Consider the following 12,814-nt stretch of genomic DNA (forward strand, 5'->3'; position numbering starts at 1 on the left):
TCAAGCGTAGATAGTCCCGATCAGGATCGTCAGTCTCGATCTGGATCGCCTGACCATTTGGATCGCCGACGAAATGGGCGCTGATGACCTGCGAGTCATCCTCGAATTCGTGCAGCCAGTCGAGGCGGGCATAGGGGATCATGACGCCCCAATCTGTGCTCTGGGTATAGGAGACCCTGCCACCCAGTTTCAGCGTCAACCAGGTCTGATCCGTATCATCGATCCGGGTTGCCCAGCCGCCGCCATCAGCCATGGGATCGGAGGCCTCTTCAGTGAAGCCATCCACATCGGACTTGATGTACTCCAGATCGGCTCGGGGACCGAAGGTCCAGCCACCACGATTGAAGTCATAGCCGGAGCCGATGAAGAGACTGAACATGTCACCATCGTAGTCGGCAGAGAGGTTCTGGTTGACATCGGCCAGACCATCGAGCTGATAGACGATGTTTCGGCTCTGGTCGAAGTTGTTGGCGCCATAACCTAGGGAGAAATCGAGAAAATAGTTCTGCTCAGCATAGTAGGTACCGTAGAGGTTGAGGCTATAGCCCTGGGTATCGATCTCAGCGACATTTTTCTCCAGTTCGGTATTGGTATCAACATAACCGAAGGCACCACCAAGGATGAAGTTGTTGGTAATACGGTAGTCGACGCCCATGGTAATACCATAGGTATCGAAGTCGAGACCAGCCTCAAGATCGGTCTCATCCCTGCTACCGGTGGAGATATCACCGGTGATGAAGACCCCAAGACGGCTCTCCATGAGGGGATTGTCGCCACTGGCCCCTGCGCCACGTTGGCCTTTATAGGCCTGGGCGATGGTATCGATAGAGAAGCTCTGGTCGTCGATCAGCAGATCGAGTCCACGGAAGGAGAGGCCTCTTGCACCGGCTCGCAGTGCAGCAATACGGGAGCCCAGGTTGCGAATCTGAGCTTCACCACCCTGACGGGATGATCTGTTGGCCTTGGTAGCGGACTCAGGGGTGACCTGGCTCAGGGCAGAGGCAGTATTGGCATCGCCGCCGATAGCCGCACCGACTACATCGTTACAGTCCTCCTGCATGCGATCACTGATACGACCACTGGGACAGGCTTCACCGATGACCATACTGGCGGAAATAATATTTGGGTTGTCACCGGTGTAGGGACTCAGAAGGTCAGCAACAGGATTATCGGTGGGTGCCGGTGTAGGTGTAGGATCATCAGCAGTACCTGAAAGTACAATCCTGGAAATACCCTCATTGGTATCTATAACCAATGCCCCGGAAGAGGTTCCTGTTGATTGCGGTGTAAAAACCACCTGGATGTCACAACTACTCCCAGCCGCAAGTTCTGCACCGCAGTCATTGGTCTGTGAGAAATCGCCTTCTGCTGAAATGTCGTTGATTGTCAATGGTGCATTGCCCTGATTGGTAAGGGTAACGACTTGAGGATCACTGCTCGCATCAACAGATGAATCGGGAAAGGTTACTTCAGTCTCAGAGGTAACCAGATCAGCTACTGTACCAATCACAATCAGAGGGACTGTCTCTAACAGGTCATGTGTACCATCGAATCCATTGATCTCGACTGATCCATTGAGCTCTCCGGTTGCTGTTGGCGCAGCTGAAACAGAAATAGCACAGCTGCTGCCTGGACTCAGAGTGGTTGGACAGTCATTAGATTCAGTGAAGTCTCCAGTCACAGCAACGACTAAATTACTCAGAGTAGTCGTGCCCTGATTGGTAAGGGTCACTATTTGGTCAGCACTGCTGCTGCCAACTGGAATTTCAGAAAAATCCAAGCTGGTAGGGTTTACATCGATTTGAGTGACAATAGCTGCCAGACCGACGGCTGCGAGTGGAGTGCTCGCAGTGGTTCCACCCTGAGGTCCTGTTCCGCTGGCTGTCAGTGTTCCAGCTAGGTCTCCAACTGAGGTGGGGGAGACATTGACCATAATTGTGCAGCTGCCGCTGGCCGCCAGTGAAGTTGGGCAGTCGTTGGTTTGAGCAAAAGGAGCTGACGCATCGATAGCCTCAATGGTGACAGGAGCATTACCCGAATTGGTTAATGATACAGGGACAGAAGTGCTTGTTGTTCCGATATTTACCGATCCAAGATCCAGATTATTACTGCCCAGGACCAGATCACCTCGAATGCCATTGCCGCTCAGTGCAACAGTAGGGTTGATTGGAAGATAACTGGCGCCTAGTACTATCGACCGGTCAAATCCAACGATATTGATACTGCCTGTCCGACTACCTGTAGTAGTGGGTGTGAATATGGCCGTGATTGTGCAGCTGAATGTTTCAGCAAGTAATGCAGGCGATATTGGGCAGTTATGGGTGATGCTGTAGTCACCCGTTGCGGTGATAGAGGTAAACTCAATAGCGGAGGTGGTGTTATCATTATTGAAGGTGACGCTCATTGGGGTGCTGCTGACGCCAACCCCAACATCTCCAAAGTCGAGAGAAGCTGGCGCTATCGAATAGACGGCAGAAGCGCCAATGGAATAGAACAGCAGTAGAGGGGCTGAGAGATATCTCAGCCACATCATAAAAATCCTGCGCGATATTACAGCTTTACCAAAGTAAAACATTAAGAATCTCCCCGGTTTGTATAATTATTTAATCTATTTGTCCTAACTAAATCCAGTCAGCTCCATTCTCTGCAGAGAAATAGCTGGGAATAAGTTGATTGAAAAAAATTGCTGCTTTTTCTATTCCCCTCAACATATTCTTCTCCCTGAGAAGCCGCAAAAGTCTTAGGTTGAGGCCGTGCCGCACCATTAAGGGCTGAAAAATTTAAGAGATTGCGTTGTTTTGTGCTCAAAATTTATTTGCGAATCTTCGCGGTCTGGTTTTGTAACGCCCTCTTGAGGGAGAAGAGAACCCCGGTTTCAATTTCTACATTTTACAAGCCGCTTGGCTATTTCAGTCAACTCAGACAATTGTTTATAGCACTTATGATGAAGTTAGCAACAAAGCAGCGGTAATTGGCCTGGTTAGTATTGTTGCCAGGCCAATCGCCTCAATGGTTGTCTGACTATCCCTGAGGTATGAAGAAAAATTCCCCAGCTTCATGCCCCCCATGTTTAATTGGCGCGTATTCAGGTATCTGATCGATACCGAATTTCGATGCTGTCTGCTGAACCTCTTTGGCCAGGCCTCGAAATAGTTTATACGCTTCCAATACGGAATTGTTGTCAGACAAGGTTTTAAGGAAGGATTTGGCAAATACAGAGTGTTTGCCACCGCCCTGATCAAGTACCGGCTTCAGTCCACCTGACGTGAGTACAGTGCGGGAACGTGTTTTGGCCATGACTTTCAACCATTTTGTTTTAACCGTCTCTGACATACCGGAATCGAGTCTTGCCATGGATGACCTGGTCAGAGATCCTGAATAACAGGAGTCCGCCACAACCAGAATATGTTTGGCTGACATTGCGTTGAGAATGTCGGTAATGGCGATATTGGAAATCCAGTTAGCAGTGCTGTTCGGCTCAGCATCTACCGGTAGCCAATAACCACGGAGATTGACGCGATCGAGTTCACCATGACCGGCATAGTAGATCAGGAGATTATCGTTTTCAGTTAATTCCTCCCTTAACTTATTCAGTGCTGACAGCATATCGTAACGGGTCGCGTCCATTAGTACTGTGGTTTTGAAACCATATTTATCACGTAGCAAATCTGCAGTCTGGCGGGCATCATTACTGGCACTGAGCAAATTAGGGAAATGTCCGTACTGGTTGTTACCAATCACTAAAGCATGATATTGACCAAAGTCTACCTGACCAACGAGTCGCTTGGTTGCAGCGAGTGGATCAAATGGCTTGTCAGGTACAATTTCAGGTTGTGTAACATTACGCATCTTCGGAATCAGCAGAAACTCCAAGCTGGTATGTTGCCCTTTTTTATCAACCGCAACCATCTTTACCGGAGTCTGATCATCCTCAACCTTGACTCGTGTTGAAAAAATTCCGAGTGGATCAGGTGACTGTGTTTGGTCGTTGACCGTAAAAGACAACAGTCCAGCCGGCGCCGACACCTTACCGGTAACCAGGCGCTCCTTAGAGGCGGAACGTAGGCGAACACTGGGCACACCTCTGGTCAATGCAATGGGTGGGTCGATGATTTCAATCGTTGGGCCTGTAATCGAGGCAGTTTGGCGCTGAGTACGGATATCCGCCAGTTGAGTTCTATAGCGAAGTGCTTCAGCCTGGTAGCGATCAATTTTTACCTGCTGCTCCTGAATCTCACTCAGATAGGCCTGCTCAGAATCTCTAAGTCTTTTTAACTCCAGCTCCTTTCGCGCAGCAGAGGTTTTACTGGCAACGAGTTCCTTCTGCGTCTGAGACAGTAGTTTCTGTTGCCGGGCCAAGCCTGGATTGAGTTGGCTCAACTGTTCCTGGTTAAGGTCAAGTTGCTGCTGGGAAGCCTGAAGTTTCTGGTTTAACTCGGCAATCTCTTGCTCACGAGCGGCGATGTTTCCCTTAAGTGCAGAACTTTCTGAGATTTTCTGCTGCTCAAGGTTCTGCAGGCGTTGCTGGTACTGATTCAACTCCTGTCTCAGTTTAGTTACTGCAACCCCTTGTTCCCCCATTGCACTCTCTTTGATTTCGGTATCACGTAGCAGACGTGCTACCTCTTTTTCAAGATTGATGGTTCTGTTGGTTGCTTGCAGAAGCGACTTTTGTGTCTCTTGTAGCTGATTGCGCTGTGCCTGGAGTTTAGGCTGATTTTGATCGATATTCTGATTGGCTTTCAGAAGCTCATCTTGAGCGCGGTCATATTTCTGTTTTAATGCAGCTGCCTGACTGGTCTGTGTACTCAGCTCCTGCTGTAAGAGCTTTTTCTCCTGAGCTGAGAGTTGCAGGGCACTATTCATCTCCTGACGTTGAGAGCTGAGGCTGGATTCCAATTCCTGTATGGCGAGCTGTTGAGCTTTTACAGCTTGTTCCTGATCTGCCAGCTTGTTCAGGAGTTGATCGAGTTCCTGACTGTTGTCTGGGTTGGTCGAGGGCCTGGTAGTGAGAACTGTGCGGGAGCCGATTTCGTTCCTCAGGCTGAGCATTCGATTCTCAGCTTGTGTCAGTTTAGTGCGCTGAGACTGTAACTGCCCCTTGGTACTTTTCAACTGCTTACGTAACCGATCGGTTTCAGCCATCTGTTGCTGTCGCTCCTGCTTCAATAGTCGCAGTTCACTTCGTTCTGCTTCGGAGATCTCGACTGAGGAGGAGAATTGCAGGTTGTCATTTTCCAGGCCAGAGGCTTTTCGGTACCAATTCAGAGCTTGTGCCAGATCCTTATCTACCCCATAGCCTTTCTCGTATAGGAATCCCAGATTTATACGTGCACGAGAGTTGCCTTGGGCAGCAGCCTTTTGATACCAGGCAGCAGCTGTTTTGTAATCAGGTTCTATACCCAACCCTTTCTCATATATCTCACCGACATAGTTTTGTGCTTCAGCGTCACCCTCTTGAGCCTGAGGTAGCCACACCCGTAAGGAGGTTCGGTAGTCAGCTCTATCAAAGGCCACATATTCACCACCACGTATCTCACACTCAGAGGCGCTGGTTTTAATTGGTCTTCTGGGGGAGACATAGGTCATATTTGAGCCTAACTTGCGAACTTGTCCCGGCAGCAGGCAGTCTACGATAAGTAATTTGTCCGGATCGCCTCCGATTTTGGACAGATTTTGGGCTGTCTCTGCCTTTGTTGCTTGGGACTGGCAGCCGGAAAGGCCAAGCCATGTGGTAATCACGGCGGTGACAACCACGGTCAAGGGGCTAAATCGAGGGGTTAGATTCAAGGTGGGAAGCTGTAACATGTTATTTTCCATACAACGGTTTCATACATTCTCACCTAAGGATAGACAAATTGTATGATACTGAAAATGGCATAATGCACCGACTATGACATATTCACTAAATTTGTGCGTCGCAGCATTGCTGTTTGCGACTGCATGTTCATCTCCCAGTGAGCGATTTGATCAGCAGGCTTCGACGCTAGGCATGCATAAACAAAAGCTTGAGGGGGATGGTTTTACCCACACCATCTACAAAAATAGCCCAGCTGATGACTCATCTGAGTTACATGTCTATTTCGGTGGTGATGGTACCCCCTGGATTGACGGAAAGGTCATCGCTTGGGATCCCACCCCCAGAAACCCTGTGGGTCTACGCCTGATGGCACTGGATGATACGCCCAGCATCTATCTGGGGCGGCCCTGTTATCATGGAAGCTCAGGCAGTTCTGCCTGCTCACCGATACTCTGGACATACGAACGATACTCGAGAACGGTGACAGAAAGTATGGCATCAGTCTTACAAAAGATAGTGGAGCAAGGGAAGTATCGTGACCTGGTATTGATTGGGTTCAGTGGGGGAGGGGGTATAGCAATGTTTCTCGCTGCAGAATTTCCCCAGACAAGGCAGGTTGTTACTTTAGCTGGTAATCTGGACATTGAGGCCTGGACCCATCTGCATGACTATGACAAGTTGATTGGATCTGAGAATCCAAAGAGTATGCCACCATTACCGGAGGAGATTCAGCAATACCATCTGGCTGGTGGAAAGGATGAGAATATCCCACCCTGGATGATCGAAGCTGCAGTTCAAGCTCAGAGCAACAGTCAATTTATCACTGTTGAGGAATTTACCCATGGTTGCTGCTGGGAAAAGATTTGGAAGCGTATGTTGAATTGTCTGCATGATGCCTGTGAATGGAACAAGCAGGGCAGGATCATTGCTATTGAGGATTGAGGCTCGCGAGCAGTTCTTGGCAGTAATTTTTTATAATGAGTCCTGTAGATCAAGCAGTCCCCGGTGATCAGGCAATTTTTCCAGCCCTTTGGCAAGCAACACCTCAGCACCTTGCTGATTTCCGGACTCTATCTGTTGTTGAATCTCTGTCACCAATTCAATACCCAGATTTTGCAGCCCCTCTCTGGCCTGTTTATTGTTCGCATGCAGTGTGAGAATCTGTTTGTAGGCATCATATGCACTGCTGCCCGATGGCTCGAAACTACGCCCCACAAGTTCATGGACTTCGGCAACTTCAAGAAGGTTTTCGATATGTTCCCGGCGTTCACCCTCAAGGGTCGAGGTATCCTCAAGAATAATTTCTGGTTGAATCTCCCCTTGGTTAAAGAAGAGCGATGATACAATGATAAGTGGGATTAACAGACCTGCTGCAATAAGGGGGAGGGTCCATTTGGAGCGGGCACTATCACGGCCCTTTCGTGGACCAGACATCTCCCGCAGAAATTGAGTGGCATTGATGGTGCGCTTTTCTCGTTCAAATTCGAGGCCATGGGATATGGCCTGCCAGACTTCTTTGGAGAGCTCTTTGGGGCGATCCGCTTTTAAATTAAGATCTCTGGCATAGGTCGCTGGTTTACGTTTAAAAGGGTGGCTGCCTGCCAATAGTTCATAGGCTACGACAGCAAGACCGTAAACGTCATCCCGTGGATCGGGCATACCATACTCCAGCATCTCACAACTGGCATAGGTTGGTGTAAGCGCACCCAAAGATCCTGGATCAAAGATGGTAGCATCCTCCACCACTCGATCTGATCCCTTTGCGGCACGTGCGATTCCGAAGTCCACCACTTTGACCACGTTTTTCGAGGTCAGAAAAACATTACCCGGTTTGAAATCGGAATGGACAATATTTTCAGAGTGGGCATAGGCCAATGCTCGGCTCATCTGTTCTATGATTGAGAGTGCCTCACTGGCCGGTAGCGTTCCTGGACGCAGACGTCTGATTAGCTGATCCAGCGGCTCACCTTCCAGCAGTTCCATCGTCATAAAGACATTTGGGCCATCCCGATCGAAGTCATAAACAGTGACAATGTTGGGGTGAGCCAGTAGTTGAGCCTTTTTAGTCTCTCGTTGAAGTGCAATAAAAGAGTCTGGATTGGCCTGGAAATCCTTGGAAAGCACCTTGACAGCGATATACGGGTCTCTGTCCATGGCTTCGACCTTACGCATATCCTGTGCCTTGTAGACCACGCCCATACCGCCACGACCGAGCATCTCTTCGAGGACAAAACGGTTTTTCAATACCGATCCAACCTGTAATACCTCTGAAGTGCCACTGCTTAGCTCTTCGGTAATTGCGGTATAGGTTTGGGTAGCAGTACGTGCGGGATCTGTAATAGGGCTGGTGGAGTCGTTCCGCTGGCGAGATTCAGGCGAAGTGGTCTCTGCCAGCCGGGTTGCTTCGTCAGGGGTTAGAGGACGGTTTTCTTCAGTATCCATAATCCACCAAGGTTTTGTCAGGCTCAAGAGACACAAATTCATTCATAGATTGGCCAGAGGTGATCAAGTCGTCCTGATGCCAGGAAAATGGTGCTGATTTCGACCTCTGCTGACAGGAATCTCTCTACACCCATGACCTCATGTAATTCTGAGGTTTCAAGCCTGCTAGGGCCTGTTAACACTAATCGAATAGGCCCTAAGAGTACCGAAAAAAGTTGCATGAAGCACGTAACCTCAGGAATTAAGCTAATCAGCCTTTAAATAGACGCCATGGTCAGTGATCTCAAGGAAAATCAGCGTCTCCCTTGTAATTGATGAATAATCGATTAAATCTGTAAGATTGTGGATTCAAGGGTTAAAATGTTGGTATGCGACTACCCGATTATTATGGCGGCAGTATTGTCAATCTGATGGCCTCCATCCAACAAGGATTGGGGGGGCAGCCCCATCCCTATGTGCAACATCGTCTACTGCCTTCAGCAGAGATAACGCCATATCGTCAGGTACTGCTTTGGGTCATTGATGGTTTGGGTTTGAATTATCTGCAAGCACACGCTGAGGCTGTAAATCTCAACGCCAATCTTTTAGGGGGTATGACTTCTGTCTACCCACCGACTACGGCATCCGCGATAACCACCTTTCTTACTGGCGAAGCACCACAGCAACACGGTCTGACAGGCTGGCATGTCTACTTCAGGGAGTTAGGTGCTGTTCTTGCCATACTTCCAGGCAAGCCCAGATATGGTGGGGTTTCACTGGGTCAAGCAGGTGTGGATCTGCAGCAGCTTCTTGGTACTACTCCATTCACTGATCGTATTCCAGGTTCAACCGCTCTATTTGTACCGTCGATAATTGCAGGTTCTGATTTTAACCGATGCCATCTCGGCAAATCCCGGATGGTAATCCATAAAGATCTTTCGGAACTACAAGGAAATATAGTCCGCCTGCTGCAAGAAGGGGAGCATCAATATCTATTTGCCTACTGGCCCGAGCTAGATACCATCGGACATCGTGAGGGTATCTGGAGTGAATCTGCAACAGGCCATTTACTCGAACTTGACCGATGTTTTGGCGAGATTCTACGACAGTGTCGTGACACAGAGACACTGATAATCGTCTGTGCAGATCATGGACAGATAGACAGTCAACCTGAAAATCGGCTGACGTTGGATGATCATCCACTTATGATAGACGCACTTTCAATTCCATTGTGCGGTGAACCAAGATCAGCATACTGTTATCTCAGACCAGATATGACAACACGCTTCGATCAATATGTAATTGATAATCTATCGAATGAGATGAACTCATATCCATCCCGTGAGTTGATAGAGCAGGGGTGGTTCGGTTTAGGTGAACCCCATCCTCAGCTTAACAATCGAATCGGTGATCGGGTATTGTTGATGAATGAGGGATATACGCTGAATGATTGGTTAGCACAGGAAAAACCCTATCAACTGATTGGTGTTCATGGTGGGTTGAGTGAAGATGAACTGCTGGTTCCTTTGGTTACTGCTAAATGTTGAACACTGTTATCGGTGTGTATTTAACATAATAACTGTCGGATTACTTTACAGTTCATGTCATATTTTACTTCAACAATAGTTCATAACTTTCTTAAAAACTAAAAAAAGAAAAAAAGTGGCTCAAGTTGTGCTTTAAGTTTTGCAGGTGGCGGTATCAGTAAAATAAACACTGTTTGAATAGTGTTATTCGCCAGATTTTGTTAAGGATGACTTGAGAATGAACTGCAAAAAAACGAACCGTAAACATATTGCCTTTATGGCAAAGCTCATTTTCTTCACTTTGTACACTTTATCAAACGGGATTTATGCTCAATCTGCCGAAGATGATAAAGCTGTAGATCTCTTTGAAGAAGACCACACCAATCTTTGGCAGTGGCTCTCTCTGGATGCCACAAATCAAACATTAAAGTTAACCAATGAGCTTCAATGTCTGGCTCTGAATATCTATTTTGAAGCACGTAGCGAATCGGTTAAAGGACAACATGCCGTGGGGCATGTGGTAATGAACCGGGTTGCACACCGAGGTTTTCCAAACACTATCTGCGATGTGGTTAAGCAGGGTGGGGAAGTGCGTCGCAACAGATGTCAGTTTTCATGGTGGTGCGATGGTCGTTCCGATGAACCGGCAAATCGCAAAGCCTGGTTGAAATCCCTGGATTTGGCTTATGACATCTATTTGGGACGAGTTAGTGATCCCACTCGCGGTGCACTCTGGTATCACGCTGATTATGTATCTCCAAAGTGGAGCAAAGCGTTAACTATGGTGACTAAGATTGGTCAGCATATTTTCTATCAAAGCAGAAAACAACCTACCTATGCTATGAACCTCTCAACGACTTTGCATTCAGCTGCAGATAAAAATAAGAAGTTATAATTAATCCTGTTCAATATCGACAATCATCATGATGAGATCCTATCTGGTTTGTTGATCACGATTAAATGATTATCCCAGCTTCTATCTGTTAACTTGATGGAGTCAGACTGGGCAAGTTTTTTATCAATTTTAATCAATCGACCTGTACCATCACTGACCAGGAAACCATTGCCAGATTGTCCCACACCGCAGGCATCCGGCTGATCATGAAAGCCAAGATAATCGCCCTGTTTAGACCAGTAGGTGACCAGCCCCCCACGGGGAGAGGAGACAGCAAACCACTGGCCATCCCGATTAAAAACGACACTGCCACAATAGTTACGTAAACGCTGTTGTATCTCGTTGGGAGCACGCAGCAGTTGAAGCTTGTTGTTACGTTGATGCAGCGCTATCAGCGGTGGCAGGTGATCCCTCCGGCCTTGGTACTGCATAGCAATGGCAACAGTATTGTCTGTTGCAACATCGATATGGCGAATGCTGAGCTGGTGCCAATTTTCAGGTGGTTCGACCTTCTCGATCAGGCGGCCACTGTTGATGTCAAGATAGGATAGATTGGGACGCATCACATCAAGGTTCAGTTTTATTCGGGGAAGATCAGGGTGAGTATGGATACCTCCATTAGCAACTGCAATGGTTGTCTGGTCATTTAAAAGTTTTATCTCATGGGGACCAATACCCTGGGTTTGGATCTCTGAGACCCGCTGGTATTTTTGTTTTGTCTGATAGACTCCGATAACACCATTTCCTGACTCAAAATAATTTTCAGTGCAGAGTAGATATTCACCATCAGCGGTAAAAAGGCCGTGGCCATAAAAGTGATAACCAGCGGCAGCATCGATTTTCCGCAGAATTTTGCCTGAATTCAGATCAACGACCCAGACATAAGATCCAGGGCGTCGTGAAAAGATTGCAGCTATTTCACCTTTGGAATCGACACAGATGCTGTGGCCTCGGGCAGGGAGTTGCCATCTAAATATAGTTTCTCCTCTCATATTGCATAGATATGCACAGTGTTGGCCGGATCTATCTTGCTCACAGCTGAGAAAACAGATACCTCTTTCTGTGGTGCGGCAGTAGAGAGGGCCTGTTACAAGCAGACCAGCTGTAATTGCGAGAAAAGCTCTTCTGTTAATCCCCATCTAGACTATTAAATCCCAGTGATAATCCAAGTTCTGTTGCTAATTCAGTTGCGACTAAACGTTTTAAATTGGAGAGCTGTCGACGAAACTGTTGAATGTGTTTGCGTTGCGTGACATCTGCAACAGCTGACTTTAGAGGCATTGTGACCCGTGAAAGGCTCTTTTCTAACTGTTGATAGGTATGATTTATCCTATACTCCAGCACTGGAGTCAGATTATCCGCGAAAACTAATACATATAACTGCCTGGTAGCTTGTAGGTTGTGGTACAAAGCTGAGATGGCTGTTTGACTGCGCCAGCCTTCCGCTTGTTTACCCTTGGTATTGTCAATGGATTTACCCAGAGGTCTATCGAGTTTTTGGGTGGCCATGATTTCCAGTTGTGTATAGAGGCTGTTAAGAAGCTGATTAGCCAGTGCTTGATCAGATTCAAAAATTACATTATGAGAGCCAGGATCAGCGACAAAATTGATATAGGGTGTATCGCCTTCAGACCAGTCGGCGATTATCCCAGCCGACATGGTGCTCAAGTTCTCAGTGATTGCATGGATAACCTGGCACTGTTTTTCAGTGATCAGATTTTGATCGAATAATATCCGCTCCAGGGCAGGGAATCCCTGCACCGCAACACTCTTTTCTGACAGTTTAAATTTATCCTTGTTAGCCCAGTCTTCTTTCAGAAGGCGTGCTAGATGTTTGGATACGGTACCTCGTTTGTCCGGCCATAGTTCAAACCGATATTCACGGGAAAGGTATTGAACCGGTCCAAAGCGAATATGCTGTATCGATTGCCACGCGTTAAATGCCTCTTTGTAGTGGAATCGGCTCTCCTTCAAGCTGTTTTTACTGGTTTTTGTGCAGAACTCATTGACTGAGTAATTGAGCTTATTGGTTGTTTCCAGCAATCGTTGGTAACCCGCAAGAATATGTTCATTAGCGAGTGATTTGAATTCATAACCATGCAGTGGCAGTGATAGAATCAATCCAATTAGTATCAATAGATTGTGTTTTAATCCGGCTTTAAATCGATTCAC

At 47.5% G+C, this 12,814-nt stretch carries 8 protein-coding genes; 3 read left to right on the forward strand and 5 right to left on the reverse strand.

The window, feature by feature from the left end:
• Both AC4IE7_RS12355 and AC4IE7_RS12360 read right to left on the reverse strand, forming a co-directional pair.
• Positions 1-2,533, reverse strand: a 2,533-nt coding sequence (locus AC4IE7_RS12355; protein WP_490777153.1) for an autotransporter family protein, incomplete at its 3' end; no start/stop codon positions are given.
• Positions 2,534-3,021: 488 nt separating this feature from the next.
• Entirely contained in the window at positions 3,022-5,808 is a 2,787-nt protein-coding gene (locus AC4IE7_RS12360; protein ID WP_490777154.1) for a caspase family protein, read from the reverse strand.
• A 184-nt stretch (positions 5,809-5,992) separates the two neighbouring features.
• Here AC4IE7_RS12360 and AC4IE7_RS12365 point away from each other — a divergent pair, with 184 nt between their 5' ends.
• Positions 5,993-6,742 carry an alpha/beta fold hydrolase gene (locus AC4IE7_RS12365; RefSeq protein ID WP_490777155.1) on the forward strand — a complete coding sequence of 250 codons (750 nt, stop codon included), beginning with the start codon at positions 5,993-5,995 and terminating at the stop codon, positions 6,740-6,742.
• Positions 6,743-6,772: 30 nt separating this feature from the next.
• Here AC4IE7_RS12365 and AC4IE7_RS12370 read toward each other — a convergent pair whose 3' ends face one another.
• Complete coding sequence (locus AC4IE7_RS12370; protein ID WP_490777156.1) at positions 6,773-8,242, reverse strand: serine/threonine-protein kinase; 1,470 nt, start codon at positions 8,240-8,242, stop codon at positions 6,773-6,775.
• Between the two features lie 368 nt (positions 8,243-8,610).
• Between AC4IE7_RS12370 and AC4IE7_RS12375 the strand changes: the two genes are divergently transcribed.
• A complete protein-coding gene (locus tag AC4IE7_RS12375) occupies positions 8,611-9,768 on the forward strand; it encodes an alkaline phosphatase family protein (protein ID WP_490777157.1) in 1,158 nt (385 codons plus the stop codon).
• A gap of 217 nt (positions 9,769-9,985) precedes the next feature.
• Complete coding sequence (locus tag AC4IE7_RS12380) at positions 9,986-10,642, forward strand: cell wall hydrolase (protein ID WP_490777158.1); 657 nt, start codon at positions 9,986-9,988, stop codon at positions 10,640-10,642.
• A gap of 26 nt (positions 10,643-10,668) precedes the next feature.
• On the opposite strand, the gene AC4IE7_RS12385 is transcribed toward AC4IE7_RS12380, so the two are convergent.
• Positions 10,669-11,634 carry a DUF1513 domain-containing protein gene (locus AC4IE7_RS12385; RefSeq protein WP_490777159.1) on the reverse strand — a complete coding sequence of 322 codons (966 nt, stop codon included), beginning with the start codon at positions 11,632-11,634 and terminating at the stop codon, positions 10,669-10,671.
• Between the two features lie 136 nt (positions 11,635-11,770).
• Positions 11,771-12,814: an imelysin family protein gene (locus AC4IE7_RS12390; RefSeq protein ID WP_490777160.1), complete on the reverse strand. Its 1,044-nt coding sequence runs from the start codon at positions 12,812-12,814 to the stop codon at positions 11,771-11,773.

It is taken from the genome of Candidatus Thiodiazotropha sp. AKAK3 (genome assembly GCF_058244645.1).

Coding starts and splice junctions, on each gene's coding strand:
- AC4IE7_RS12360 (WP_490777154.1), bottom strand. CDS start 5,808: ATGTTACAGCTTCCCACCTTGAATCTAACCCCTCGATTTAGCCCCTTG.
- AC4IE7_RS12365 (WP_490777155.1), top strand. CDS start 5,993: ATGCATAAACAAAAGCTTGAGGGGGATGGTTTTACCCACACCATCTAC.
- AC4IE7_RS12370 (WP_490777156.1), bottom strand. CDS start 8,242: ATGGATACTGAAGAAAACCGTCCTCTAACCCCTGACGAAGCAACCCGG.
- AC4IE7_RS12375 (WP_490777157.1), top strand. CDS start 8,611: ATGCGACTACCCGATTATTATGGCGGCAGTATTGTCAATCTGATGGCC.
- AC4IE7_RS12380 (WP_490777158.1), top strand. CDS start 9,986: ATGAACTGCAAAAAAACGAACCGTAAACATATTGCCTTTATGGCAAAG.
- AC4IE7_RS12385 (WP_490777159.1), bottom strand. CDS start 11,634: ATGAGAGGAGAAACTATATTTAGATGGCAACTCCCTGCCCGAGGCCAC.